Annotated in this window: 26 protein-coding genes; 11 read left to right on the top strand and 15 right to left on the bottom strand. The window is 69.9% G+C overall.

The genetic code is table 11. The features are described from left to right. Window positions 1-10 precede the first annotated feature (10 nt). From AB0I81_RS16855 to AB0I81_RS16810, 10 genes are all read right to left on the bottom strand, one after another. Entirely contained in the window at window positions 11-895 is an 885-nt protein-coding gene (locus AB0I81_RS16855; RefSeq protein WP_360656985.1) for a hypothetical protein, read from the bottom strand. A gap of 189 nt (window positions 896-1,084) precedes the next feature. Next, window positions 1,085-1,570: a hypothetical protein gene (locus tag AB0I81_RS16850; RefSeq protein WP_360656982.1), complete on the bottom strand. Its 486-nt coding sequence runs from the start codon at window positions 1,568-1,570 to the stop codon at window positions 1,085-1,087. After that, window positions 1,567-2,382 (bottom strand): DUF692 domain-containing protein, encoded by an 816-nt coding sequence (locus AB0I81_RS16845; RefSeq protein WP_360656979.1) that lies wholly within the window; start codon window positions 2,380-2,382, stop codon window positions 1,567-1,569. Before AB0I81_RS16845 ends, AB0I81_RS16850 begins: the two co-directional genes overlap by 4 nt. 2 nt (window positions 2,383-2,384) lie before the next feature. Then, window positions 2,385-3,302, bottom strand: a complete 918-nt coding sequence (locus tag AB0I81_RS16840; protein WP_360656976.1) for a TIGR04222 domain-containing membrane protein — start codon at window positions 3,300-3,302, stop codon at window positions 2,385-2,387. Window positions 3,303-3,421: 119 nt separating this feature from the next. Further along, window positions 3,422-4,393: a TIGR04222 domain-containing membrane protein gene (locus AB0I81_RS16835; RefSeq protein WP_360656973.1), complete on the bottom strand. Its 972-nt coding sequence runs from the start codon at window positions 4,391-4,393 to the stop codon at window positions 3,422-3,424. 74 nt (window positions 4,394-4,467) lie between these two features. Continuing rightward, on the bottom strand, window positions 4,468-6,261 hold the full coding sequence (locus AB0I81_RS16830; RefSeq protein WP_360656970.1) for a phosphoenolpyruvate carboxykinase (GTP): 1,794 nt from the start codon (window positions 6,259-6,261) through the stop codon (window positions 4,468-4,470). Window positions 6,262-6,510: 249 nt separating this feature from the next. Beyond that, window positions 6,511-7,032, bottom strand: coding sequence for a hypothetical protein (locus tag AB0I81_RS16825; RefSeq protein ID WP_360656967.1), 522 nt, complete (start codon window positions 7,030-7,032; stop codon window positions 6,511-6,513). Window positions 7,033-7,108: 76 nt separating this feature from the next. Beyond that, the gene (locus AB0I81_RS16820) at window positions 7,109-8,266 is read right to left on the bottom strand and encodes a C40 family peptidase (RefSeq protein WP_360656964.1); all 1,158 of its coding nucleotides are present in this window, start codon (window positions 8,264-8,266) and stop codon (window positions 7,109-7,111) included. A gap of 134 nt (window positions 8,267-8,400) precedes the next feature. Further along, on the bottom strand, window positions 8,401-8,901 hold the full coding sequence (greA, locus tag AB0I81_RS16815; protein ID WP_043628806.1) for a transcription elongation factor GreA: 501 nt from the start codon (window positions 8,899-8,901) through the stop codon (window positions 8,401-8,403). Window positions 8,902-9,009: 108 nt separating this feature from the next. Further along, on the bottom strand, window positions 9,010-9,429 hold the full coding sequence (locus tag AB0I81_RS16810; RefSeq protein ID WP_360656960.1) for a DUF4307 domain-containing protein: 420 nt from the start codon (window positions 9,427-9,429) through the stop codon (window positions 9,010-9,012). 133 nt (window positions 9,430-9,562) lie between these two features. Between AB0I81_RS16810 and mca the strand changes: the two genes are divergently transcribed. The 3 genes from mca to AB0I81_RS16795 are packed head-to-tail and all read left to right on the top strand — an operon-like array spanning window position 9,563 to window position 10,964. Then, entirely contained in the window at window positions 9,563-10,447 is an 885-nt protein-coding gene (mca, locus tag AB0I81_RS16805; RefSeq protein ID WP_360656957.1) for a mycothiol conjugate amidase Mca, read from the top strand. A 58-nt stretch (window positions 10,448-10,505) separates the two neighbouring features. Next, window positions 10,506-10,670: a hypothetical protein gene (locus tag AB0I81_RS16800; protein WP_360656954.1), complete on the top strand. Its 165-nt coding sequence runs from the start codon at window positions 10,506-10,508 to the stop codon at window positions 10,668-10,670. Beyond that, entirely contained in the window at window positions 10,671-10,964 is a 294-nt protein-coding gene (locus AB0I81_RS16795; protein WP_360656951.1) for a GNAT family N-acetyltransferase, read from the top strand. Window positions 10,965-11,028: 64 nt separating this feature from the next. Here AB0I81_RS16795 and AB0I81_RS16790 read toward each other — a convergent pair whose 3' ends face one another. After that, window positions 11,029-12,183: a hypothetical protein gene (locus tag AB0I81_RS16790; RefSeq protein WP_360656948.1), complete on the bottom strand. Its 1,155-nt coding sequence runs from the start codon at window positions 12,181-12,183 to the stop codon at window positions 11,029-11,031. A gap of 120 nt (window positions 12,184-12,303) precedes the next feature. On the opposite strand from AB0I81_RS16790, the gene AB0I81_RS16785 reads away from it, so the two are divergent. Beyond that, window positions 12,304-14,304, top strand: coding sequence for a thioredoxin domain-containing protein (locus AB0I81_RS16785; RefSeq protein WP_360656945.1), 2,001 nt, complete (start codon window positions 12,304-12,306; stop codon window positions 14,302-14,304). On the opposite strand, the gene AB0I81_RS16780 is transcribed toward AB0I81_RS16785, so the two are convergent. Further along, complete coding sequence (locus tag AB0I81_RS16780; protein WP_360656942.1) at window positions 14,301-16,436, bottom strand: transglycosylase domain-containing protein; 2,136 nt, start codon at window positions 16,434-16,436, stop codon at window positions 14,301-14,303. The genes AB0I81_RS16785 and AB0I81_RS16780 overlap by 4 nt on opposite strands. Window positions 16,437-16,564: 128 nt before the next feature. Then, window positions 16,565-17,047 (bottom strand): Lrp/AsnC family transcriptional regulator, encoded by a 483-nt coding sequence (locus AB0I81_RS16775; protein WP_360656939.1) that lies wholly within the window; start codon window positions 17,045-17,047, stop codon window positions 16,565-16,567. A 103-nt stretch (window positions 17,048-17,150) separates the two neighbouring features. Here AB0I81_RS16775 and hppD point away from each other — a divergent pair, with 103 nt between their 5' ends. The 5 genes from hppD (at window position 17,151) to AB0I81_RS16750 (ending at window position 21,483) form a co-directional block, all read left to right on the top strand. Continuing rightward, the gene (gene hppD / locus AB0I81_RS16770) at window positions 17,151-18,260 is read left to right on the top strand and encodes a 4-hydroxyphenylpyruvate dioxygenase (RefSeq protein ID WP_360656937.1); all 1,110 of its coding nucleotides are present in this window, start codon (window positions 17,151-17,153) and stop codon (window positions 18,258-18,260) included. A 34-nt stretch (window positions 18,261-18,294) separates the two neighbouring features. Further along, complete coding sequence (locus AB0I81_RS16765) at window positions 18,295-18,738, top strand: RDD family protein (RefSeq protein WP_360656934.1); 444 nt, start codon at window positions 18,295-18,297, stop codon at window positions 18,736-18,738. Between the two features lie 45 nt (window positions 18,739-18,783). Beyond that, window positions 18,784-20,190 (top strand): M1 family metallopeptidase, encoded by a 1,407-nt coding sequence (locus tag AB0I81_RS16760; RefSeq protein WP_360656931.1) that lies wholly within the window; start codon window positions 18,784-18,786, stop codon window positions 20,188-20,190. Window positions 20,191-20,284: 94 nt separating this feature from the next. Beyond that, window positions 20,285-20,809 carry an RNA polymerase sigma factor gene (locus AB0I81_RS16755; protein ID WP_360656928.1) on the top strand — a complete coding sequence of 175 codons (525 nt, stop codon included), beginning with the start codon at window positions 20,285-20,287 and terminating at the stop codon, window positions 20,807-20,809. A gap of 68 nt (window positions 20,810-20,877) precedes the next feature. Further along, window positions 20,878-21,483, top strand: coding sequence for a hypothetical protein (locus tag AB0I81_RS16750; RefSeq protein WP_360656925.1), 606 nt, complete (start codon window positions 20,878-20,880; stop codon window positions 21,481-21,483). A gap of 163 nt (window positions 21,484-21,646) precedes the next feature. Here the strand turns inward: AB0I81_RS16750 and AB0I81_RS16745 are convergent, their stop codons facing one another. Beyond that, the gene (locus tag AB0I81_RS16745; protein ID WP_360656922.1) at window positions 21,647-22,636 is read right to left on the bottom strand and encodes an ROK family protein; all 990 of its coding nucleotides are present in this window, start codon (window positions 22,634-22,636) and stop codon (window positions 21,647-21,649) included. Window positions 22,637-22,721: 85 nt separating this feature from the next. Continuing rightward, complete coding sequence (locus tag AB0I81_RS16740) at window positions 22,722-23,897, bottom strand: FIST N-terminal domain-containing protein (RefSeq protein ID WP_360657205.1); 1,176 nt, start codon at window positions 23,895-23,897, stop codon at window positions 22,722-22,724. 171 nt (window positions 23,898-24,068) lie between these two features. Between AB0I81_RS16740 and AB0I81_RS16735 the strand changes: the two genes are divergently transcribed. Together AB0I81_RS16735 and AB0I81_RS16730 are read left to right on the top strand one after the other, a co-directional pair. Next, complete coding sequence (locus AB0I81_RS16735; protein WP_360656919.1) at window positions 24,069-25,460, top strand: sigma 54-interacting transcriptional regulator; 1,392 nt, start codon at window positions 24,069-24,071, stop codon at window positions 25,458-25,460. A gap of 60 nt (window positions 25,461-25,520) precedes the next feature. After that, entirely contained in the window at window positions 25,521-26,264 is a 744-nt protein-coding gene (locus AB0I81_RS16730) for a hypothetical protein (protein ID WP_360656916.1), read from the top strand. Window positions 26,265-26,289: the final 25 nt, after the last annotated feature.

Raw genomic sequence — 26,289 nt, 5'->3', positions numbered from 1 at the left:
CGAAAGTCCCCTAAACCCGGCCCTCCCAGGGGTGTTCCCGCCATCCCGGCGGCTGGTGCCACTCCGTCCAGCCGGCGCCCGTCCGGCCGTCCTCGGTCTCGTACGCGCACATCGCCCTGGAGAACGCGGCCACCGTCCCCTCGGGGGAGGTCAGAGCCACGGGGGCGAAGGCGATCGGCCGTACCGTGGTGACCTGCCCGGGGAAGCGCAGCACCGACTCCGCCGGCCGGTCCCCGTCGAACACCGTCGCCGCCGAGAAGCCCGGCACATGGGCGGGCCCCTCGCCCGCGGGAGCCAGGAACGCCGGCCAGGGCAGCTCCGTGCCGAGGTTGGCCCGCATGCCGTGCAGGTACGTGCCGTCCTCCAGGCGGGCGCTGCTCCACAACCAGGAGATCGACCACCAGTCGCGCACGCCCCAGCTGTGGTCGCGCTCGCCGTGGCCCCGGAAGGGGCGGCCGTCGATCGTGCCGGTGACCTCACAGGGGATCTCGTAGCGTGGGGTGATCGCGTAGCCGTAGACGCCGCCGGCCGTGCGGTATTCGAGGTCGAGCGACAGGTCGGCCGAGGACAGGTGGATCTCCGCGCGCCGGAAGGGGTCGGTCGTGCGGTGGGCGGCCAGATAGCCCTCCCCCGTGGCCGTCAGGTCCCCGGCCGGCAGTGGTGCCTCATGGTCGAGCACGGTGGCGCGGCGGCCGTCAGCGGTGACCAGGCAGGCCCAGTACCAGGCGCGTTTCCACGCGGGGTAGAGGCCGAGGCGGACGTAGCCGCCCAGCTGGCCGTCCTCGGAGACGAAGTCGAAGTACCAGGACTCGTTCCACAACAGTTCGCCCTCGGGTGGGTGGGACCGCTCGTCGTGCTCGCCCAGCGGCCACTCGGCCATGTTGACGATCCGCATGCCACCTCCCAAGCGCTTGCTACGATCAGCTTAACCCTGACCGCGCCGCCCGGCCCGGCGTCGGCGGTGCGGCTACGGCGGCGGTGCGGCTACGGCGGCGGTGCGGCTACGGCGGCAGCAGCGCGGCGGCGGTGCGGCGGCTCGGCTACGGCGGGCGGGCAGGTCCGCTGGGTGGCGCTTCGCTGGTGATCACCCCTGTGGCAGCAGGCGTGACCACCAGCGGCGCCTTGGTGGCGGCTCGGTGGCGGGCATGCGGCCGCGCTCACGCAGCCAGGCGGCGAAGTCGTCGGCGTCGGCGCGGTAGCCGGGCGGCGGGGTGGCGCGGGCCTTGGCGTACGCGGTGAACTCGGCAGCCAGGTCGGATCCGGCGGCGGTGGCGGTGTCGGGGCGGATCCTGGCCACGATGGCACGGCGCTTGGCGATCAGGCTTCTGGCTTGCACCCGCATCCGCTCCGGGTCAAACCCCTCAGGCACCTCCGCCCCCGCCACCAGCGCCGCCACCACCCGCGCCTGCGCCTCAGCCAGCCGCGCCTGCGCCTCCGCGAACCCCGGCTGCGCCTCCCCGAGCCCCGCCTGCACGTCCACGAGCCCCGCCTGCACGTCCACGAGCCCCGCCGCCTCGCCGGACCGCTCCCGGGCCCCGGCGAGACCCGCCCGTTCGGGGGCGGCCGTCATCGGAGCTCCCGGGCCAGGGCCATCGCGGCCCTGATCCTGGAGAGCTCGTTCTCCAGCACGGAGTCGCTCGGGTACTCGTCGTCCCACTCCAGCAACACCCCGGGCGGGGTGGTCCGGGAGCACAGCTCGGTGAGCACGTCGAGAACGGCCTGGGGTGCGCTGGTGGTGTGCGTGTCGTGCCAGACGCCGTGGGCCTCGTACCCGCCGGCGACGTGTACGTACGCGAGATGCTCAAGCGGCAGCTCATCCAGCGCCGCCACGGCGGGCAACCCCAGGTTGACCTGGTTGTTGTAGAGGTTGGCCACGTCGATCAGCAGCCCCACGCCGGTCCGCTCCACCAGCTCGGCCAGGTACTGCGCCTCGGTCAGTTCGTCGTCGGGCCAGCCGAAGATGGCCGCGACGTTCTCCAGGGCCAGCGGGACGGGCAGCGCGTCCTGGGCGCGGCGCACGTTCTCGGTGACGATCCGCAGGGACTCGCGCGTCCGCGGCACGGGCAGCAGGTGCCCGGCCTCCATGCCGCCCCCGCGTACGAACGCCAGATGCTCACTGACCAGCGGCGAGTCCAGCGCCTGCGCACAGGCGGCCAGGTGGGCCAGCCGGGCCGGAGAGGGCGGCTCAGCGCCGCCGACCCCGAGCGAGACCCCGTGCGGGATCACCGGCAGCCCTCTGGCCCGCAACACCCGCAGGGACTCGGGCAGGTGGGCCGGCTTGATGTTCTCGGCGACCACTTCGAGGAATTCGACGCCGGGCATCCGCTCGATGCTCAGGTCCAGTTCCGACCGCCAGCCGATGCCCACTCCCAGCCCCGCCACCGTCAGCCTCCTCCGCCGCCGCAACCACCGCCGCCACAGCCGCTGCTCCCGCCGCAGCCGGACGATCCGCTTCCACAGCTCGAACCGCCGTAGGTCACACTGCCGCAGCCGGCCGCGCCGCCTCCAGCGTACGAGGGCCCGCGGCGGCGCATGCCGTACCTGCGCTCCCGCTTGGCCAGTTCCGCCCGCAGGTCGGCGTCGCGCACCTCGGCGATGCCGTAGAGCGCCAGTGGGACCGGCCCCTGTGCGGTCCCCTGGACGTTCGCCTGCCGGGCCGCGTCGAGCGTCTCCGCGCCCGAGGCGGTCAGCGTGGCCCTCATGGCGCGCTTGTGGTTTCGCAGGGCGACCAGCGCGCCGATGCCCGTGCCCCCGAAGACGAGCAGGGCGAGCCAGGCCGGGAAGCCGGCGCCCGCGAGGATCGTCAGTGCTTCGGCCGTGACTCCGGCGACCGCCGCCACGAGGAGCGCCCGCAGCCGTACGGCCAGCGTCCTGACCTGGTTGAAGGAGTCCTGTGGCACGAGCAGTTGCCGCGCCGTGAGGTTCTCCTTGATCGAGCTCATGGCCAGGCTTCTCGACACCTCGGCCCTGAGCGACAGCAGCGGCAGGCCCGAGCGGTCGGCGACCACGCCGAGCACTGCCTCCTCGATGGGCTCCCGCGCGACGACGCCGTCGGTGACGCGGTGCACCCTGCCACCGCGTGAGACGCGGATGGTCTGTGATTCCGCCAGCAGTGCGATGGCCGTCTCGGCCACCCGCTGCGGGCCGCCCACCAGGTAGGCCAGGTCATAGTGATTCAGGTCGCGGATGCATGGCCCGGTGGCGAAGTCCCGGATGGCGGCGTGCCGGCGTTGGATCGCCGAGACGGTGACTGCGGTGAACGCGGCGACGGCCATCGAAACGATCAGCAGGAACAGGTCCATGTGCGGCCTCCCCTCGTCGGCCGGTCCTGCCGGAGAGTAACCGGCAGGACACCTTTAATCGCAAGGTAAGGGCTTTCCCGAGGGAGCAACAGCTTTTGCGCATTTAGCTACCGGCGCATTCAGCTACCACCGCCGCCGCAACCGCCGCCCCCTCCTCCTCCGCCGCCACCACAGCCGGACGAGCCGCCGCAGCTCGACGAGCCGCCGCCGCCGAAATCGAACCCGCCGTAGGAGTCGGCGCCGAAGGTGGAGCCGCCGTCGCCGCCGTACGTGCCGCAGGAGCCGGTGCAGTCGCCACGCGGGTCACCTGCCGACAACCCGTCGCAGAGTGCCTGGTCGCCGGCGTCGTACAGGCCGTACAGGGCGACGGGGACGCCGACGGACAGGGCCAGCGTGCCGTGGTCGCGCTCGCCCCTGGGATGGTGGCCGCGCGCCGAATGCAGCACCGCGCGGCCTTCGCGGGTGACGACGTTGCGCAGCCGCCGCTTCTGCCGGTGCAGCGCCGCGAACCCGAAGACCACGGAGAACCCGGAGAACAGCAGCGCTCCGAGAAATGACGGCTTCACCCCGGCCACCCCGGCCCCCGCCAGCACGAACAGCAGCACCAGGTACGCCACGGCCACGCCCAGGGCGATCCTGATGAGGTCCAGGCGCCGCCACGCAGTGACGTAGGCCCCCTCCGGCACGATCAGCCCGCGCTGCTCCAGCGTGGCGGCCAGGCGGATGAAGGCGGGGTGCGTCTCCAGCTCGCGCCGCAGCTCGCCGGCCCGGCAGCCGCCCGGCCTGGCCGCCAGCGCGTCGAGCACGGCCTGCTCGATCGGCTCTGGCGAGGGCCGTGCGCCCTGGACCAGGGTGACCTCCGAGGTGCGTGACACACGAATGGCGCCGGCCGTCGCGAGGACGGCCAGCGCCGTGTTGATGGCCCGCCGGGGCCCGCCCGACAGATGGGCCAGCTCGTAGTGGGACAGCTGGTGCCCCTGGCCGCTCGGCTCGGTCTCGGCGATGCGGCGGCGTTCGCGTTCGACCCGCTGCTCCGCCATGCTGACCAGCATGAACACACCGACAGCGGCGATGACCAGGATCACGTCCACCTGCGGCCCTCCCTAGCGGTACGGCAGTCCGCCAAGTTAGACGGGCTCTGCCGTACCGCACAAGGGCGTTTTACTCAGCCGAGGCGGTCGAGCAGGGCGTTGTACTCCTCCCACAGCTCCTTGGGCAGGTGGTCGCCGAAGGTGTCGAAGTGGCCGGGGATCAGCGCGGCCTCCTCGCGCCAGGCGTCGCTGTCCACGGTCAGCAGCGTGCGCAGGTCCTCGTCCGACAGGTCCAGGCCATCGACGTCGAGGTCGGCGGGCAGCAGGCCGATCGGCGTGGGCACGGCCTTGGCCTCGCCGTTGAGCCGCCCGACGATCCACTTGAGCACGCGGCTGTTCTCGCCGAAGCCGGGCCAGACGAACTTGCCCTCGTCGTTCTTGCGGAACCAGTTGACGTAGTAGATCCACGGCAGCTTCGCGCCCTGGCGGCGGCCCATCTTGAGCCAGTGGGCGAAGTAGTCGCCCATGTTGTAGCCGCAGAACGGCAACATGGCGAACGGGTCGTGGCGCAGCTCGCCGACCTTGCCCTCGGCGGCGGCAGTCTTCTCGGAGGCGACGTTGGCTCCGAGGAAGACGCCGTGCTGCCAGCTCAGCGACTCTGTCACCAGAGGCACGGCGGTCGCGCGGCGGCCGCCGAACAGGATCGCCGAGATCGGCACGCCCTTGGGGTCCTGCCATTCCGGTGCGATGGTCGGGCACTGGGCGGCGGGCGTGGTGAAGCGCGCGTTCGGGTGGGCGGCGGGCTCGTCGCTGTCGGGCGTCCAAGAGCGGCCCTTCCAGTCGGTCAGGTGCGCGGGCGGCTCCTCCGTGAGGCCCTCCCACCAGACATCGCCGTCGTCGGTGAGCGCGACGTTGGTGAAGATGCTGTTGCCCCACAACGTCCTGATCGCGTTGGCGTTGGTCACCTGACCGGTGCCGGGGGCGACGCCGAAGAAGCCGGCCTCGGGGTTGATCGCGTACAGGCGGCCGTCGTCGCCGAAGCGCATCCAGGCGATGTCGTCGCCGATCGTCTCGACCTTCCAGCCGGGAATCGTGGGCTGGAGCATGGCCAGGTTGGTCTTGCCGCAGGCGCTGGGGAAGGCCGCGGCGATGTAGCGGGTCTCCCCTTCCGGCGGCGTGAGCTTCAGGATGAGCATGTGCTCGGCCAGCCAGCCCTCGTCGCGGGCCATGGCGCTGGCGATGCGCAGCGCGTAGCACTTCTTGCCGAGCAGCGCGTTGCCGCCGTAGCCGGAGCCGTAGGACCAGATCTCACGGGTCTCGGGGAAGTGGCTGATGTACTTGGTGGAGCTGCACGGCCAGGCCACGTCCTGCTGACCCGGCTCCAGCGGCGCCCCGACGGAGTGCACCGCCCTGACGAACTCGCCCCGCTCCTCGATGAGGCGCAGCGCCCGCTCTCCCATGCGGGTCATCACGCGCATGGAGACGGCCACGTACGGCGAGTCGGTGATCTCCACCCCGAGCTGGGAGATCTCGCCGCCCAGCGGGCCCATGCAGAACGGCACGACGTACATGGTCCTGCCGCGCATACAGCCCTTGAACAGCTCGCCGAACGTCCGGCGCATCTCGTCCGGCGCGATCCAGTTGTTCGTGGGCCCCGCGTCCTGCTCGCGCTCGGAGCAGATGAAGGTACGGTCCTCGACCCGCGCGACGTCGGTGGGGTCGGACTTGGCGTAGAAGCTGTTGGGCCTGGCGGCCAGGCGGGTGAGCGTCCCCTGTTCGACGAGGAGGTTGGTCAGGCGTGTCCACTCCTCCTCCGACCCGTCGCACCACTCGACGCGGTCCGGCTGAGTGAGGGCTGCGATCTCGTTCACCCACGCGGCCAATTCGCTATTGCTGGTGGGTGCGGTTACTTCCACGGAAACGGACACGACTGTGACTCCTCCACTCTCTCAGGGCCCAGTCATCATTAACGACGGAACGGCCCGGAAGCCAATTGGCATAGACCTATTGGCCAGGGCGTCGCCGCAGGCAGCGGCCCTGACGATTGGAGGAGCCTACCCAAGCCGAGCGGCTTTAAAAGAATCAATTTCCGGCACTGGTCCAAACCAATTGAGCTGGTCTAAACCAATTCCCGAAGTGGTTTAGTCCATTCCTCGCGCCGTTTCCGCTGGCGGATCTCAGGAATTGACGTCGGGCCCGGCGGCGCGAACACGGTCCACGTGTTGCAGTGCGTCGCGCAACTCGCCCAGCCAGGTGTCGGTGTTCTTGCCCACCAGGCGTACGCACCAGGCCAGCGCGTCGCTGCGGCTCCTGGCCACGCCGGCGGCCACGAGCGTGTCGAGCACCTGGCGCTCCGGCTGGCGCAGCCGGGTCATCACCGGCACGGACAGTGTGGTGAACATCACAGTCTCGCCGCCGCAGATCACGCCCCAGGCCACCTTCTGGCGGAACTTGCGCTCGGCCTCCCTGGCGATCTCGATCCGCCGCTCGCGCGTCTCCTCCCTGAACCTGTGGGCCAGCCCTTCGATCAGCGCGGGCCGTTCGGCCTCGGGGGTGTCGCCGGGCGGGTCGGGCAGGGTGCCGAGCACCGCGATCTCCTCGCGGTCCCTGACGATCTCTGGCGCGCCCGTGAACCAGCCTTCCGGCAGGCGTCCCGTGAACCAGCCGCGTACCTGTGCCGTCTCGTCATCTGTAGACATGTAATCATCATTACACCCTTGCTCCAGCAATTGCACGCAAGGGAAGCAAGGCCTGTGCGGGAAGGACAGGTGGCGCCTAGCGGACCTGGGCCGCGGCCGAGGGGCTGACCCTGACGACGCCGGCCAGGTTGCGGGTGGTCACGGAGGCGATCTTGACCACGTCGCCGGTGCGTGGCGCGTGCAACATCTTCCCGTTGCCCCAGTAGATGGCCACGTGCGAGATGTAGCCCGGATTCGTCGGGTCGTTGCGCCAGAAGAGCAGATCGCCCGGCTGCGCCTGCTCGTACGGCACCTGCGGCCCCGCCACCCACTGCTGGTGCGTCACCCGCGGCATCTTCACCCCGGCCTGCCCGTAGGCCCACTGGACCAGACCCGAACAGTCGAAGTTGTTGGGACCCTCGGCGCCCCAGACGTAGGCGGTGCCGAGCTTGGACACGGCCGCCTTGAGCGCCACCGTGAGCTGGTCCCCCGTCATGAACGAGCCCGACGGCCAGTCCTTCTGCTGCGTGTTCTGCTGCTGTTGCTGCTGCTGCGGTTGTGGCAGCACCGGGTTCACCGCGACCACCTGGGTGCCCTTGGGCAGCCTGCGCAGGATCTTCTTGCGCAACTCGTCGGAGTTGGCCTTGGGGGCGCTGACGATGAGCGCGTTGTCGTGCGGCAGTCCCAGCGTGCGGCCGGTGTCCTTGGACACGACGGCGTCCACGGCGCCGAAGCCCGTGGTGGCGTACGCGCCGATCCGCAGTTGCCCCGCCTGGCCCGCCGAAACCCTTCTGTGCAACGAGAGCCCGCCGTCGTTGCCCAGCACGAACGAGACCGCCACGTCCCCCGCGGCCACGTTCTGCCAGAGCGCGTCGGAGGAGGCGGTCACCTTGGGCGTGTAGGAGCGGAACGTGGAGGGGTTGACGGCCAGCGTCTGCACCCGCTTGCCGTCGAGCGTGACCGAGGCCGCGTCCGCCAGCTCCAGCGCCCGCACGCCAGGCAGCTTGGCGACCTTCTGCAACAACTCGTTGGTGAACGGCTTGCGCGTGAGCACGAACAGGTTGGGCTTGTGCAGCTTGCTCAGCGGCGACACGGGCTGCGTGGTCTTCGCCGGCTGCTGCTGCCGCTCCTGTGGCCGCTTCTGGGCCAGCAGCGTCTGCCTCGGCGTGGCCGGCGCGTCATCGGGCGCCAGGGCCACGTCCGGCTGCGCCAGTAACAACACATCCGCGGTCAGCACCGCTACCAGAGCCACCACGATGAACGGGATCAGCTTGTACGTATTGCGACGCTTACGGGTTTTAACTAAGAAACTCAGGTCTTGCCGGATTCCCGTCGAACGCGAAAATTCCGCCGGGCCAACGTGGGCCCGGCGGTCATCGTGCGGGGGAGTCAGTTGCCGATGTACGGCACTGCCTCGAGGATCTCGACGGTGTTCTGCCGTCCGTTGGGCAGGGAGTAGGTCGCCTTCTCCCCGATCTTCTTGCCGTTGATGGCCGCACCCAGCGGGGACTTGGGCGAGTAGACGTCGATCGGGGCGCCGCTCTCCTCACGGGAGGCCAGCAGGAAGGTCACCTCGTCGTCATCGCCGACGAACCGTATGGTCACGGTCATGCCGGGGCCCACCACACCCTCGGCCTTGGGGGCCTCGCCCACCTGAGCGTTGTCGAGGATCTGACGGAGGTGGAAGATCCGGGCCTCCATCTTGCCCTGCTCGTCCTTGGCTGCGTGGTAACCACCGTTCTCGCGCAGGTCGCCCTCTTCACGGGCGGCCTCGATCTTCTTGGCGATGTCGACGCGCCCGGGGCCAGAGAGATACTCGTACTCCGCCTTCAGGCGGTCGTACGCCTCCTGCGTCAGCCATGTGACGTTCTCATCGCGAGAGTCGGCCACGGGTTCTCCTTGCTTGCCTAGGGGGCCCTGAGGTCATCTGAGGTTGCGTACGGTTGAATTGCGAAAGGCTAACAACTTAACCGCTCGAACGCTTCCCCAAATGTCTCACTATACGAGATTGCAGTACTGGATGTGGACGGAAGTAGCCTGACCACTCGTGTCGAGGCTTTCCTTGAGCTGCTTACTACCCCCACCAGCCGGGATTCTTACTTCCTTGCTGCCCACTTCCGCGTGATCTACGTCCAGCGCCCTGATCCGGCAGACCGCCACCCTATCGTCTGCCTTGTACACCTCAAAGGTGATCTCCGCCCTACTGGGACTGTTCACCTTGAACGTCACCACCTGTGCGGGCGCCTCCGAGCCGCCCGCCGTCATCGACCACATGACGTAGCCCCAGCCGCCGGCGATGATGGCCACCAGCACGCCGATCACCACGTGGACGACCAGCCGGCCACCTCGCTTGGGACGATCTGGAAAGTCGTCGGGTGTGCCGAGAACGGGCCCGTTCCCGGCATCTCTGGTGACCATGGCGGAATCTCCCTGCACTCCCTCAGCGTTATCCGAGACAATTGTCGCCCGCGGGGGGTGTGCCCTCGCGACCGCCCAGCAGAAACTAGCCTCTCTGGGCGACTGACCGGTCCTACTGAGGAGCATCGAGCCCGTGAGTGCACCGCTGAGGCTGATGGCCGTCCACGCCCATCCCGACGACGAGTCGAGCAAGGGCGCCGCGACGATGGCGCGTTACGTGCGCGAAGGCGTGGAAGTTCTTGTCTGTACTCTTACGGGCGGTGAGCGCGGATCCGTGCTCAACCCGAAGATGGACCGGCCCGAGATCGTCGCCAACATCGGCGAGGTGCGCAGGGCCGAGATGGCGCGGGCGCGCGAGATCCTCGGCGTCGAGCAGCAGTTCATGGGATTCGTGGACTCGGGGCTGCCGGAGAACGAGGAGGAGCAGCTCCCCGAGGGCTGCTTCGGCCTGCAGAAGCTGGAGGACGCCTCGGCGCCGCTGGTGGCCGCCGTACGCGAGTTCCGGCCGCACGTGATCATCACCTATGACGACGACGGCGGCTACCCGCACCCCGACCACATCATGACCAACAAGGTCTCCGTCGAGGCCTTCGAGGCGGCCGGCGACCCCGACCGCTACCCCGGCACCGGCGACCCCTGGCAGCCGCTGAAGCTCTACTACCAGATGGGCTTCACCAAGGAGCGCTTCGAGGCGCTGCACGAGGCCATGACCGAGCGTGGCCTCGGCTCCCCGTACGCCGACTGGATCTCCCGCTGGGAGGACCGCCCCGCCAAGTGGCCGGTGACCACGCGGGTGCCGTGCGGCGAGTACTTCCAGATCCGCGACGACGCCCTGCTGGCCCACGCCACCCAGGTGGACCCCGACGGCTTCTGGTTCGTCTGCCCGCGCGAGTTGCAGGAGGAGATCTGGCCGACCGAGGACTACCACCTCGCGCGCTCGCTGGTGGACACCGACCTGCCCGAGGACGACCTGTTCGCGGGCATCCACGCCGACGAGGTCGAGCCCGCCTGCCCTTGACCGGACCTTGGGTCCTGCCACTGGCGGGAGCACGTACCCCCGGTGGCAGACTGGAAGTGTGAACGCACTAGCAGCAGGTGAAGTGAGCCCGGGTCTGCTCGGCTTCCTCGTCGTGGCCGCGCTCGGCTTCGCCCTGTATTTCCTGGTCAAGTCGATGAACAAGCAGATGTCGAAGATCGACCTGCCGCACGCGGGCGAGCCGGACGACGGGAAAGCCAAGTAGATGCCCATCGAAGTGGTCGACAACACCTCGGAGAGCCGGTTCGAGATCCTCGTGGACGGCAAGGTCGCCGGGTTCGCCGACTACCGGCTGCTGCCCACGAAGGTCGACTTCACGCACACCGAGGTGCTGCCCGCGTACGAGGGGCAGGGCCTGGCCGGCAAGCTGGTCGGCCACGCCCTTCAGGCGAGCGCCGACACCGGCCTGCGCGTCGTGCCGACCTGCCCCTACGTGGCGAAGTACATCGAACGCCACCCGGAGTTCAAGCACCTGGTGGACGGCACCGACCCGGAGTGACCTCACCGGAGTGAGCCGTCAGTCGGCGATGGGCGATCGGCGACCAGGCACGTTCCAGGCATCGTCAGTCGGTGATCGGCGACCAGGCACGTTCCAGCGCCTTCGGCAGCCCCCACCACCCCAGCGGCGTGAGCACCTCGTCGTCGTCCACGATGCCGAGGTGACGCCACAGGCTCACCACCGACAGGAACAACCCCTCCGTCGCGTCGAGGTCGTCGGCGTCCTGGTCGTCGATCTCGATGTCCTCCGACTCGGCGATGAGCCGGGCCATCCGCTCCGGCGAGGCCAGCACCCCCGGCCCCAGCCTGACCAGCGCCGCCACCCCGGCCAGCCAGTCAGCGTGCTGGATCGCGCAGAGGTTGGCCAGCGCCGTGTCCTCCTCGCTGAGCTCGCCGTCGAGGTCGGCGAACTCCTCCAGCACGCCCTCGGCGTCCGACAGGTCCGAGACGGGCGCGGCCACGCCCGCCGCCACCGTCAGCCACAACTCGGCGTCGTCGTCGGGCACCGGCCGGTCGTCGAACCCGGCACAGGCCCGCAACACGCTGGCGGGGTAACCGGGCATGGCCATCAGCGCGCGCAGCCGTGCCGAGGCCGCGTCCAGGTCGGCCGAGGGCAGTTCGGGCGGCTTGGGCAGCTCGGACAGGATGCGCCGCAGCTCCGACAGCGCGAACGCCTCCTCCTCGTCCCAGGCCGCGAACAACTCCTCGTCCTGCTCGTCACTGACCGCGAACCCCGGCACCCGCCCGTCCGGCAACGGCGTGCCCAGCCAGCGTTCCTGCAACTCCTCGTAGGCCGAGCGGGCGCTCGGGTCGCCGGTGGCCAGCGCGTCGGGATCCACCTCCCCGGCCGCCACCCGCTCCTCCAGGTACGCGACCAGCCGCGCGAACATCTCGACGGCCACGGGCCCGCGCTCGTCCTCCTCCGGCCAGACGAAGTAGCTGGGCGTCATGAGGATCGGCTCGGTGCCGGTGGACTCGATCCACCGTTGCACGTCACCGACCGTCGCCGCCCCCGACTCGATCGAGCTGAGGGTCGCCTTGGCGGAGTCCCAGAACGTGATCGACAGCGGGTTGCCCGCGGCCATCATGGCCCGCCGCAGGTCGGGCAGCCCCACCAGGGCCACTCCTGACGGCACGGCGAGCAGGGCGCGCGCCAGGTCTCTGCGTGTGACGTCTGACGCCGGGCGGCCGGCGTGGGCGCAGACGAAGTCGATATCCACGATCCGTAACCTACGCCGTACGCACCTCCGAAGTCAGCCGCGAGGCGGGTCGGCGGGACGAATCAGCAGGTAGTCCTCACCCGCATCGTTCTCTTCTGATCCGTGTGAAAGCCTGGGCCCATGAACAGGCTTGGTGGCGAGACCTCTCCCTACCTTCTCCAGCACGCCGACAACCCGGTTGACTGGTGGCCCTGGGGCGAGGAGGCGATGCGAGAGGCCCGGCGGCGCGACGTACCCCTCCTGATCAGCGTGGGCTATTCGGCCTGCCACTGGTGTCACGTCATGGCGCACGAGAGCTTCGAGGACGCCGAGACCGCGCGCCTGATGAACGAGCACTTCGTCAACGTCAAGGTGGACCGCGAGGAGCGGCCGGACGTGGACGCCGTCTACATGGGCGCCACGCAGGCCATGACACACCAGGGCGGCTGGCCCATGACGGTGTTCGCCACACCGGAGGGGCACCCGTTCTACTGCGGCACCTACTTCCCCCGCCCGCACTTCAGGCGCCTGCTCACCGAGGTGCACAACGTGTGGACCAGTGACAGGGAGTCCGTGCTGAAGCAGGGCGCGAAGGTGGTGGAGGCGCTCAACACGCACACCACGCTGCCCAGCGGGCCGCTGCCGGGCGAGGAGACGCTGCGGCAGGCCGTACAGAATCTGCGGGAGTCGTTCGACGCCGAGCGGGGCGGGTTCGGCGGGGCGCCGAAGTTCCCGCCGTCGATGGCGCTGGAGTTCCTGCTGCGGGTCGGCGAGCGCGAGATGAGCGGGCATACGCTCGCGGCGATGGCCCGCGGTGGCATGTACGACCAGCTCGGCGGCGGGTTCGCGCGCTACAGCGTGGACGCGGAGTGGGTCGTGCCGCACTTCGAGAAGATGCTCTACGACAACGCGCTGCTGCTGCGCGTCTACACGCACTGGTGGAAGGCCGGCGGCGGTGAGCTGGCCCGGCGGGTGGCGCTGGAGACGGCCGACTGGCTGCTGCGCGAGCTGCGTACGCCGGAGGGCGGCTTCGCCTCGGCGCTCGACGCCGACAGCGAGGGCGTGGAGGGCAAGTTCTACGTCTGGACGCCCGCCGAGTTGCGCGAGGTGCTCGGCGAGGACGACGGCCGGTGGGCCGCGGGTTTGTTCGAGGTGACGCCGGCGGGCACGTTCGAGCACGGCGCGTCGGTGCTGCAGTTGTTGCGCGACCCCGAGGACCCGGCGCGCTACGCGGACGTGCGGGCGCGGCTGCTGGCCGCCAGGGAGGAGCGGGTGCGCCCGGGGCGCGACGACAAGATCGTGGCCTCCTGGAACGGCCTGGCCATCGCGGCCCTGGCCGAGACGGGCGCCGTCTTCGAGCGGCCCGACCTCGTCTCGGCGGCCACGGCTGCGGCCGAGCTGCTGGCGGGCACGCACATGGCCGATGACCGGCTGCTGCGCACCTCCAGGGACGGCCGGGCCGGCGCGAACGCCGGTGTGCTCGACGACTACGGCAACCTGGCCGAGGGCCTGATCTCCCTGTACGGCGTGAGCGGCGAGGCCAGGTGGCTACGGCTGGCGGGCTCGCTGCTCGACACCGTGCTCGACCGGTTCTCCGACGGCGAAGGCGGCTTCTACGACACCGCCGACGACGCCGAACGGCTCTTCCAGCGCCCGCAGGACCCCACGGACAACGCCACCCCCTCCGGCCAGTACGCCGCCGCGGGCGCGCTGCTCTCCTACGGCGCCCTGACCGGCTCCACGCGGCACCGTGAGGCCGCCCAGGCCGCGCTCGGCACCGTGTCGGTGCTGGCCGCGGGGCATGCCAGGTTCGCGGGCTGGGGGCTGGCCGTGGCGCGGGCGGCGCTCTCCGGGCCCGTGGAGGTGGCCGTGGTCGGTCCCGCCGACGATCCGCGTACGGCGGCGCTGCACAGGGAGGCGCTGCTCGCGCAGGCGCCGGGCCTGGTCGTGGCGCTGGGCCGGGGCGACACCGCCGATCGGGGTACCGGCGATGCCCTGGTGCCGCGCGAGCCCGTCTTCCCGGCGCTGCTGGAGGGCCGGGGGCCGGTCGGTGAGGCGCCCGCGGCCTACGTGTGCAGAGGGTTCACGTGCCGGATGCCTGTGACGACGGTCGAGGAGCTGCGCGCCGAACTCCAGGGCTAATTGTTACTGGGGCGACCGCTTCGGCCGTCCTCGGGGCTGCCTCTGTCGTCCTCCTGGAGTGACGGCTGGTCGGGCACCTCCGAGGTCGGCGGGGAGGTCTCCTCCGGCTGTTCGTCCGGCCCGCCCTCGTCGAGCGGCGACTCGGTCGCGGGCGGGTCCGTGAGCTCGGGCTGGCCGGTGTCGGGCTCGGGGTTCTCCTCCCAGCCGTCCTCGGGGTTCGCCGACGGCGTGCCGGTCGGGTCGGCCCCGTCCTCGTCCTGGTCGGGGCCCGAGTAGGTGGAGGACCAGCCGTACTGCGACGGCTCGGGGAACTCCTCGACCGGCTTGCCCGCCATCGCCTCCGTCATGAACGCCCGCCAGATCTGCGCGGGGAGCTGACCGCCGAACTGCGTGCCGTACCCGGGGATCTCGACCGTGGCGTTGTCGTCGCGGAACATGTCCACCGCCACCGCGAGCTGCGGGGTGAAGCCGTTGAACCAGACCGACTTGGAGTCGTCCGTGGTGCCCGTCTTGCCGGCCACCGGGCGGTCGTAGAGCCGGGCGCCGCTGCCGGTGCCGGACTTGACGACCTGCTGCATCGCGTACGTGGTGTCCCCGGCGGCCTGCTCGCCGATCACCTTCGTCGCGACCGGCTCGACGGTCTCCTTGCTGCCTTCGGCGTTGGTGACCGACCTGACGACGTGGGCCTCCATGTGCACGCCCTTGTTGGCGAAGGTGGCGAAGCCGGAGGCGTTCTGCACGGCGCTGACGGAGGCCACGCCGAGCGGGAAGGCTGCGGCGCTCTTGTGCTGTTCGAGCTGGGCGGCGGGGATGCCGGCCGCCTCGGCGGTCTTGGCCACCTTGTCCAGGCCGACCTTCTGGCCGAGGTCCACGAACGCGGTGTTGACGGAGTTCTGGGTGGCGCTGATCAGGTTGATCTGGCCGTAGGAGCGGTCGCCGTCGTTGGGGATGGCCTGGGAGGCGCTGGCGACGCGCAGCGGCGAGTTGCCGTCGACCCTGGTGGACAGCTCGTAGCCGTTGTCCAGGGCCGCGGCCAGCGTGTACGGCTTGAACGTGGACCCGGCCATCACCTTGGCCGAGAACGCGCTGTCGTAGTAACGCGACTGCGAGGGCCGCCCGCCGTAGAAGGCGACGACCTCGCCGGTGGCGGGATCGACGGCGGCCAGGCCCGTACGCACCTTCTTGGAGGTGCCGTCCGGCAGCGCCTCCTCCACCGCCCGCTGGGCCGCCTGCATGAGCTTCTTGTCGAACGTCGTGACGATCTTGAGCCCGCCGCTGTTGATGTCCTCGTCGGTGTAGCCGCGCCGGTTCAGCTCGGCGGTGACCTGCTCCAGCATGTACTGGGCCTGCCCCTTGAGCTCGAACGGCTTCTTCGGCGCCCTGAGCTCGGGGAACTTCTCCGCGGCCACCTGCTGGGCGGTCAGTCTGCCGGTCTGCTCCATGGCGCTCATCACCGACCGCCAGCGCTGCTGGGCGGCGGCCAGGTCGGAGCCCTTGGGGGCGGCGAAGCGGCTGGGCTGCTGGATCACCGAGGCCAGGTACGCCCCCTCCGACACCGTCAGCTTCTCGACGTCCTTGCCGAAGTAGGCGCGCGCGGCCGACTGCACGCCGTTGGCGCCGCGGCCGAAGTAGATCGTGTTGAGGTACTGCTCAAGCACCCAGTCCTTGGACTTGGACTGGTCGACCTTCATCGCGATGAGGATCTCTTTGAACTTGCGGGTGACGGAACGCTCCTGGCTCAGGCCGCTGTAGTAGTTGCGGACGAGCTGCTGGGTGATGGTGGAGCCGCCCTGGAGCTGCTGGCCGGTGACGGTGGACCAGACGGCCCGCGCGGTGCCCTTGACCGAGACGCCGCCGTCCTCGTAGAAGGAGCGGTTCTCGGCGGCGATGACCGCGTCGCGCACGTGTTGCGGCACCTTGGCCAGATCGACGTTCTTGCGGTCGATTCCCTGCCTGGCGAGCACGGACTTTCCGTCCCGGTAATAGATCACCGAGCCCTGCGCGGTGGCCTGTTTCTGCGTCGTGTCGGGAATGGGGGTAAGTGCCCAGGCAATGGCGAAAAGCCCGGCCAGTACGAGGATTCCGGTGCCCAGAGAAATCCCTACGACCCGGAGAATCCGCCGTTTCCGCATTCCCTTACCACCGCCACCGCTCCGCACCCACGACCCCCCTCGTCAAGCCTGGCCCAACCCCCGCAAGCTGGGCGAATGGTAAGGGTAAACGATCGATAATGGTGCCTCGTCCCATAGCGATAGTACGGCTAGCGGGCCTCCTGTCGAGGAACATCGGCGACCAAAGGCAGCACCCGGTAAGGAACCGGAGTGTCAAGAGCAATGATCGAATTAGTCCTGAGTACGCCCTGTACGTCGACGATCCGGTCGATTACCCGCTGCAAATCCGCGTTCGTCCTGGCGACCACGCGGCAAAGAAGATCGCTGTCACCGGTGATCGTGTGCACCTCCAGCACCTCCGGAATGCGCGCCAGCCGGTCGGCCACCGGATCGTGCCCGGCCACCTGCCTGATCTCCATGCTGACGAACGCGGTGACGTGGTAGCCGAGCGCCGCCGGGGACACGTCGGGCCCGAAGCCGGTCACCACCCCCCTGTCCACCAGCCGGTCGAGCCTGGCCTGAACCGTGCCACGGGCCACGCCGAGCCGCCGCGAGCACTCCAGGACGCCGAGCCTGGGCTCGGCCGTGAGCAGGGCGATGAGCCGGGAGTCGAGGTCGTCGATCGTCGTCATGCTGTACAGAATTACCGGACTGATCGCCGAAGTACTAGGCAGATTGTGCATTCGTTGAAGTAACTGTTGCGCAACTCGTCCAGGAAAATCCAGAGTTCAAGGTATGAGTGATGTCTTTCCGGTCAACGGCATGGACGCCGTGGTGTTCGCTGTGGGGAACGCCAAGCAGGCGGCTCACTACTACTCATCCGCGTTCGGCATGCGGCTCGTGGCCTATCGCGGCCCGGAGAACGGCAGCCCGGACGTGGCCGCGTACGTGCTGACCTCGGGCAGCGCCACCTTCGAGTTCCGGGCCTCGGTGCGGCCTGGCACGGATCTGGCGCGGCACGTGGCCGAGCACGGCGACGGGGTGATCGACCTGGCCATCCAGGTGCCCGATGTGGAGGCGGCCTACGCCCACGCGGTCGGGCAGGGGGCCGAGGGGCTGGCGGAGCCGTACACGATGGAGGACGAGCACGGCAAGGTGACGCTCGCGGCCATCGCCACCTACGGCCACACCCGGCACACCCTGGTCGACAGGTCCAACTACGCCGGCCCTTACCTGCCCGGGTACGCGCCCGCTGACCCGCTGGTGGCGCCGCCCGCGACCAGGACCGGGCGGCTGTTCCAGGCGATCGACCACTGCGTCGGCAACGTCGAGCTGGGCAAGATGGACGAATGGGTGGAGTTCTACCGCAAGGTCATGGGCTTCACGAACATGGCCGAGTTCGTCGGCGACGACATCGCCACCGAGTACTCCGCGCTCATGTCCAAGGTCGTGGCCGACGGGACCCGCAAGGTCAAGTTCCCGCTCAACGAGCCGGCCGTCAGCCGCAAGAAGTCGCAGATCGACGAGTACCTGGAGTTCTACGGCAGTCCGGGCGTACAGCACATCGCGCTGGCCACCAACGACATCCTGACCACGGTGGACCACATGGCGCGGGCCGGGGTGCAGTTCCTGCGGACGCCGGACTCCTACTACGACGATCCGGAGCTGCGCGGGCGCATCGGTCAGGTGCGCGCCCCGATCGAGGAGCTGAAGAAGCGGGGGATCCTGGTCGACCGGGACGAGGACGGCTACCTGCTGCAGATCTTCACCCAGCCGGTGCAGGACAGGCCCACGGTCTTCTTCGAGCTGATCGAGCGGCACGGCTCGCTCGGCTTCGGCAAGGGCAACTTCAAGGCGCTGTTCGAGGCGATCGAGCGCGAGCAGGAACGCAGGGGCAATCTTTAGTTTGTCCCCACTTAGTGGTGGTCATCCAGACATCATGGGATTGCCGCCACCAGGGCTGGCAGGACGCTGGCGACGACTGTTCGCCGGCGTCCTCGACTGGCTCATCGTCAATGTCGTCACCGCGCCCTTCAGCTGGACGACCTGGGACTACGTCTGGGACGAGAGCAAAGGAGCCTGGGACCGCTTCCCCGTGGAGCACACCTTCCTGGCCGGTCTCGTGGCGTTCCTGTATTTCTGGCTGCTGCACGCCTTCTGGGATGGTCAGACTCTCGGCAAGAAACTGTTCGGCATCCGGGTCGTGTCGGAGTACGGCGGAAGAATAGGCGTAGGGCAGGCGGCGGTCCGGCAGGCCGTGGCGACCGTGCTGGAATGGGTCTGCTGCATCGGCTCCCTGCTGGACCTGGGCTGGATCCTCTTCGACTCCCGCAAGCAGGCCCTGCACGACAAGGCCGCCAGGACAGTCGTAGTCAATGCCTGACTCAGCGTAATATTCTGGCCACGAAACGAAGGGGGCCCGTCGACCATGCGTGCCAACAGACGCCGGGTGGCCATGCTGGCGGCGCTCGTCAGCGTGCTCGCCTGCTCCCCCGCCGACGAGCCGCCGCCCGGCACCACCCCCGTGGCCGACTCCCGAGCGGGCGCGCCCGGCATCGGCGACACCGACTTCCCCCAGGACGGCAACGGCGGCTACGACGTCACCCACTACGACCTGGCGATCGACTACACGCCGGCCACCAAGCGGCTCGACGGCGTGACCACCGTCCGGGCCGCCGCCACCCAGGAGTTGTCCAGCTTCAACCTCGACCTGACCGGGCTCGACGTGCGCGAGGTCGCCGTGGACGGCTCCCCCGCGACGTTCAGCAGGAAGGGCGATGAGCTGACGGTACGGCCCGGCGGCGTGATCGGCGAGGGCGCGCCCTTCACGGTCAGGGTCACCTACTCCGGGATGCCCAAGCCGGCCAAGGACAGCGCCAACCTGGGCACGTACGGGTTCATCCCGACCGCCGACGGCGCGTTCGTGGCCTCCGAGCCCAACGGCTCCAAGACCTGGTTCCCCAACAACGACCATCCCGCCGACAAGGCCACGTTCGACTTCGCGATCACCGTGCCGGAAGGGCTGACCGCCCTGGCCAACGGCGAGATGGCCGGGCAGCCCACCACCGCCGGCGGCAAGACGACCTACCGCTGGCGCGAGGGCCATCCGATGGCGACCTACCTGGCCACGGCCACGCTGGGCAAGTTCGACCTGCGTACCGGCACGACCGCCACCGGCATCCCCAACCTGGCCGCCGCCGACCCCAAGTACAAGAGCTCGCTCGACTCGCTCTACACGCTGTCCGGCGAGATCACCGACCACTGGGCCACGGTGTTCGGGCCCTACCCGTTCTCCTCGACGGGCGGCGTGGTGGACGACTACGCCGCTGGCTACGCGCTGGAGAACCAGACCAAACCGCTCTACGGAGGCTTCGACCCCGACGAGACGATCATCGCGCACGAGCTGGCGCACCAGTGGTTCGGCAACAGCCTGACCGTCAAGCGCTGGAAGGACCTCTGGCTCAACGAGGGCTTCGCCACCTACGCCGAGTGGCTGTGGTCGGAGCACAAGGGCAGGAAGAGCGCGGAGGCCACCTTCCAGGAGCTGCGCAAACGGCCGGAAAACGACCCGATGTGGCAGTATCCCCCCGGCCGGGCCAAGCCCGACGACCTGTTCAACTCCTCGGTCTACACGCGCGGCGGCATGACGCTGCACGCCCTGCGCAAGGAGATCGGCGACGACACCTTCTTCGCCCTGCTCAGGACGTGGGCCGCCGAGCACCGCCACGGCAACGTCACCACGGAGCAGTTCACCGCCCTCGCCGAGCGCCTGTCGGGCAAGGAACTCGACGCGCTCTTCGACGCCTGGCTCCACCAGCCCCGCCGACCCGCCTGACCTGCGGGGAAACGCTTCTCGTCGCCCGGTCCAAGTACTGGTGTAAGGGCGAACGACGAAGGGAGCGAGGCCAGTGCGCCTCAATGAAGACCCTGTGGCCTTTGAGGCCTTCTATCGCCGCCACGTCGATGCCGTGCTGCGTTTCGTGGTCCGGCGGGTGAGCGACCCTCACCTCGCCGCCGACCTCACGGCGGACATCTTCCTGGCGGTTCTGGACTCGGCGGACACCTACGTCGCCGGACGCGGCAGCGAGATCGCCTGGCTGTACGGCATCGCGCGCAACGTCGTGTCGGCCCAGCACCGCAGGGCCGCACGGGAGGCGCGGGCGACCGGCCGGCTGGCCGGGCGACGTCTGATGGACGACGACGACCTGGCCAGGATGGAGGAGCGGATCGACGCCGAGCGCCAGATGCGCAGCGCTCTGGAGGCCATGGAGGGCCTGCCGGAGGGCGAGCGCGCGGTGCTGGAGCTCGTGGCGATCGACCAGCTCACCGTCACCGAAGCCGCCAAGTCGCTGGGCATCAGGCAGGTGACCGCGCGAGTCCGCTTGCACAGGGCCAGGCGCGCCCTCGAACACTTCTCTTCGCCCTCGGCCGTGTATCTGGAAGGAAAGGCATGAGCAACTTCGAAGATCGCCTTCTCAGTGCACTCAAGGAAGAGATCACGACGAGGACTGCGGAGGACAAGATGACCACTACGACACCGGCACCGGTACGGCGCGGCTCCAGGCGCCTTGTGGGGCTGTCCGCCGCGCTGGCGGGGGTCGCGGCGGCGGCCACGGCGGTGGTCCTGGCGACCGGGCTGGTCGGCGGGCCTGCTTACGCGGTGACCAAGGACGCCGACGGCGGGGTGAGCGTGGAGGTGCGGGCGTTCACCGATCCCGAGGGGCTGGAGTCGGAGCTGGCCGCGGCCGGGGTCAAGGCGGTGGTGGACTACCTGCCGCAGGGCCAGACCTGCAAGCAGCCGCGCGGTGCGCACGGAGGTGGCTCCGGGCCGTTCCAGGCCGGTATCGGGGTCGGGCCGGGCGGCAGCGGGATCGCGTTCAAGATCGGGAAGGGGCAGGTGCCGGACGGGTCCACGCTGGTGCTGACCGTCTCCAAGAGCAAGGACGGCGACGACAGGCCGCCGTTCGCCACCACGCTGGAGCTCGTCCAGGGTGAGGTCTCGGCGTGCGAGCCGACCTCGATGCCGGTTCCGCCGGCTTCCGACGGCGGGACCTCGCAGCAGGACTCCGGGCCCTCGAACGACTCGGGCACGGAGGAAGGGCCCGGCCTGACCAGCAAGGAAGGCTGAGCGTCCCGTCCCGTACGAGCCCGGCGGCCCTTCCCGAGCAGCAAGGGCCGCCGGGCCTCCACCTTCCCCTGAACCCCTGCCTCCTCCTGAGCCCCTGCAGCCCCTGCCCTCCCCTGAGCCGCAGCTTTTCGCTGGGCCTCCGCGTCCGGGCGGGGCTTCGCTTTCAGGTGGGCCAGTAGGCGTCGCCGGCCAGGAGCAGGGCGGCGGCGCCGATGAGGCAGGACTCCTGGCCCAGGGCGGCGGGCAGGACCTTGACGCGGCGGGCGAACTCCATCCTGGCGTGTTCGCGCAGAGCTTCCTCCAGCGGGCCGAACAGCGGTTCCCCGGCCTGGGACAGCCCGCCGCCGATGGTGACCAGATCCAGGTCGCACAGGTGCGTGGTGGAGGCGATGGCGATGCCCAGTGCCCGGCCCGCCCGGCGCATGGCCCGTACCGCGACCGGACCCCCGGCCCGCGCGTCCGCCGCCAGCCCGCGCGCCGTCACCGCCCGATCCTCCACACCGACGCTGACGAGCGTCGTGGCACCGCCGGGCAGGGCCGCACCGCCCGACGCCGACGCCGCACCGGGCGTCCAACCCTGCTCCAACGCCCACATGGCCAGTGCCGGGCCTCTGGCGACGGCCTCCAGGCAGCCGTGACCGCCGCAACCGCAGCGGGGCCCGCCCTCCGGCTCGACCACCACATGACCGATGTGCCCGGCGTTGCCCGTGCGCCCGTGGACCAGGCGGCCGTTCAGTATCAGCCCGCCTCCCACCCCCGTGGACACCACCATGCCGAGCATGTCGCCGTACCCCCGCCCGGCCCCTCTCCAGTGCTCGGCCACGGCCAGGCAGATCGCGTCGTTGTGGAGGCGTACCGGAAGGCCGGGGAAGCGCGCCGCCAGCCGCGCACGCAGCGGGAAGCCGCGCCAGCCGGGGATGTTCAGCGTCGAGACGACCCCATCGGGCCAGGTCATCGGCCCGCCACAGCCCACCCCTACACCCTCGACGCCACTCACGCCCAACGGTGAGATGAGGTCGGTGAGGGCACGCCACAGGGTCTCGGCGTCCGCGCCCTGAGGCGTGGCGGCACGCCGGACCTCCGCCACCGTCCCGTCGTGGCCGACCAGACCGGCGGCCAGTTTGGTGCCGCCTATGTCGATCGCGAGTATCACGGGCGACCGGACGGCGCCACGAGCAGCCTGCGCGAACGGCTGAACGGCGTCATGGGCCTGCGGAGCTGGAGAAGACCAGGCGGCGTCATGGGCCGCCCGCCGTGCTGGAGAAGACCAGGACCGACGCCGTGAACCCGTGTACGTGGTTGTGCCCCGCCACCGGCCCCACCTCCCCGGCCGCGAAGAAGCCCGCCACCCCGATGGGCCCGAGCGTGTCGCGCAGCGCGACGGGATCGTGGTCGGCGGTGCCGAACATGGCCGAGCCCCGCCCGTTGCAGGTGAACAGCAGTGCCCCGTCCACCTTGCCCAGCTCTTCGCGGTGGGCGTCGAGCAGGTCGTACAGGTCCTCGTCGGCGGTGGCCGCGTCGCGGACCTGGAAGCGCACGGTCCTGCCGACCTCCACGATGTCCCCGATGGCCACGGCCTCGCGCTCCGGATCGATGCCGATGACCCCCCTGATGAGGAAATCTCCGCGTTCGTGGCGTTCGGCGTACTCGTCCATGGCCAGCCCGATCTGCAGCCCCGAGGCGACCAGCTCGCGGTCGTCCTCGTCGAGCTCGCTGACAATTTCCTCCAGCCGGGCCAGCGCCGGTTGCCCGGCCAGCTCCAGCAGCAGGTTGTCCTCCGACGCGGTGACGGCCATGCTCGGCCCGATCGGGCGGCAGCCCTGGCTGACCACCGTGCTGATCTTGACCGGGCCGCTGAGCAGCACGCCGATCGCGCCCTCGGTGTAGATCTCGCCGTCGGCGAACAGCCGTACCGAGCCCCGGCCCTGCAGCCCGTTGGCCAGCCCGCCGATCAGCGGCAGGTCGCCCAGCACATCGACCGAACGTTCGACGAAGGCGTCGGTCGGAAAGCTGTACGGATCGGCCAGCAGGATCCCCACGTGGTCGTCCCCGCTGCGCTCGGGCAGCCCGACCACCACGAACCTGTCCTCGGCCGTCAGCGTCTCCAGTGCGAACGTGGTCAGCCGCGCCCCCTCCAGGGTCGCCGCCCACGCGCTCACGGCCGGGGTCAGTTCCACCCCTTGGCCGTCCCCGATCACCCCCGTGGCGCTGCATCCGACCACGTGCGCCTCGGGTGCGAGCTTCATCGCGGCCTGACCGGCCCGCGCGACGTCGTCGGGGTCGTCGCCACAGATGAAGAAGCAGACCAAGTCGGCTTGGCCGTTGAGCCTCGACAGTGCCTGGCCGACGGCGTTCTCCGCGGCCTCCACCAGGTCGGAACCCACGGCGAGGCCGTCGGCGAAGCGGCTTGTCATCACGGCCACGGATCTCGCCTCCCTCGACATGTCCAAGTTCCCTAGGCCCGATTCTCCCCACTAAAGGGACAAGCACGCCCACGAACCGTCACGCAATAGTCAAGATCCGAAATCTCCGCCAGATGCGAAAGTCCCTGCCACATTCCTCGCAGGGGACGTAGTCTCGATCCCGTGCATCAGCCACGTATTCTCCGCGAGTTGCGAGAGAGCGGCCACGTTCATCGCACCGTCAAGGCCGAGGTCCGGGAAAACCTGCTGGCCAGGCTGCGCGCGGGCGAACCCCGCTTCCCCGGCATCGTGGGCTTCGACGACACCGTCCTGCCCCATCTGGAGCGGGCCCTGCTCGCCGGTCACGACCTGGTCCTGCTCGGTGAGCGCGGCCAGGGCAAAACCCGGCTCATCCGTACGGTCACGGGCCTGCTCGACGAGTGGACGCCGGTGGTCGAGGGCTGCGAGATCAACGATCACCCGTACGCGCCGGCCTGCACGCGCTGCCAGGCGCTGGCGCGGGAGCTGGGCGAGGAGCTGCCGGTCGCGTGGCGGCACCGGGACGAGCGCTACGGGGAGAAGCTCGCCACGCCCGACACCTCCGTGGGCGACCTGATCGGCGACGTCGACCCCATCAAGATCGCCGAAGGGCGCCGGCTGGGCGACCCCGAGACGGTCCACTACGGTCTCGTCCCGCGCACCAACCGCGGCGTCTTCTCCGTCAACGAGCTGCCCGACCTCGCCGAGCGCATCCAGGTCTCGCTGCTCAACGTGCTGGAGGAGCGCGACATCCAGGTACGCGGCTACAACCTGCGGCTGCCACTGGACATCCTGCTCATCGCCAGCGCCAACCCCGAGGACTACACCAACAGGGGCCGGATCATCACGCCGCTGAAGGACCGGTTCGGCGCGGAGATCCGCACCCACTACCCGCAGACCGTCGAGGACGAGCTCACGCTCATCCGCCAGGAGGCCATGCCCGACATCGGGGCCGACGTTCCCGAACACCTGGTCGAGGCGATCGCCCGGTTCACCCGGCTGGTCCGCGAATCGACCGCCGTGGACGCCCGTTCCGGCGTGTCCGCCCGTTTCGCCATCGCCGCGGCCGAGACCGCGGCCGCCTCGGCCGTGCGCCGGGCGGCGATCAAGGGCGAGGAGCGGCCCGTCGCCCGCGTGGTCGATCTCGGCAGCGTGGTGCACAGCCTGCGTGGCAAGGTGGAGTTCGAGGTCAGCGAGGAGGGCAGGGAGACCGAGATCCTGTCCCACCTGCTGCGGCGGGCGACGGCCGAGACGTTCAGGAGCCGGCTGGGCGGCATGGACCTGTCCGCGCTGACGGACAAGTTCGCGGAGGGCAACCAGGTGGAGTCCGGCGAGCTGGTGCCGGCCGGGGATCTGCTGCACCGCATCGGTCCCGTCGCCGGTCTGGCCAAGGTCATGTCGCGGCTGGGCATGGGCGCGGGCGAGGAGTCGCCGGGGCATGCGGCGGCGGCGCTGGAGTTCACCCTTGAAGGGCTTTACCTGATGCGGCGGCTGTCCAAGGAAGACCTTGACGGAGTGACCGTTTACCGAACGTGAACAAACCGGCGGTCTCCCACGTCATAGTGGTAACTGATGTTTCCTCGGGGGAGGCCGCCCATGCCGCGCCTGCTTGTCTGTGCCACCACCGCCGCTCTTGTCCTGGGCACGCTCACCGTCCCCGCCCAGGCCGCTGCCACGTCCGCGTACGGCTTCGCCTGGGATGACGGAAAGGGGCACCTGCGGGTCCTGCCCAAGTCCGCCACCCGTCCGACGCGCACGACCCATGCGCTCAAGACCCGCGCCGGGGCCAAGGAACTGCGGCTCGACTACACCAAGGCCGCGTACCGGCGGGTCACGGTCGCATGTGACCTGGTGGAGACCGAGGGCCGGGTCGCCGTGGACGGCAAAGGGCTGGGACGCACGGAGTGCGCGACCGCCGACCTGACCGCCACGCTCGGACGCGGCCCCGTGCCCGTGCGCGTGGAGTACCGGGGCGGCAAGGCCACGCGGGTCAGCGAGATCCTGGTCCCCGACCGGCCCGCCCCGCGAACGGCCTGGGGCACGATCAAGCGGATCAGCGACACGGCCGTCGAGTTCGCGCCGCGCGGCGGCGGCAAGAAGATCAAGCTCGGTTACACGTACGCGACGGGCTTCTACCGCACCACTGCCACGTGCGGGGACGGCTGGCTGGCCGGCAAGCCCGTGAACGCGGGCAAGGACGGGCTCGGCAAGAAGCAGTGCGAGTGGACGGACCTCACGAAAGCGCTGAAGAGCGCCCGGCACCCCGTACTGGCCCAGATCGGCTACAGCCCGAACGTGGATTCCCTGCACGAGGTGTGGGAGTTCTTCGGCGACGCCTGAACCTGTGACGCCTGAACCTCTGACG

Origin of the sequence: Nonomuraea sp. NPDC050404 (assembly GCF_040655495.1) — a bacterium.
Lineage (GTDB): Bacteria > Actinomycetota > Actinomycetes > Streptosporangiales > Streptosporangiaceae > Nonomuraea.
Note: the sequence above shows the minus strand (reverse complement) of the source record. Positions and strands in the feature narration are given on the sequence as shown.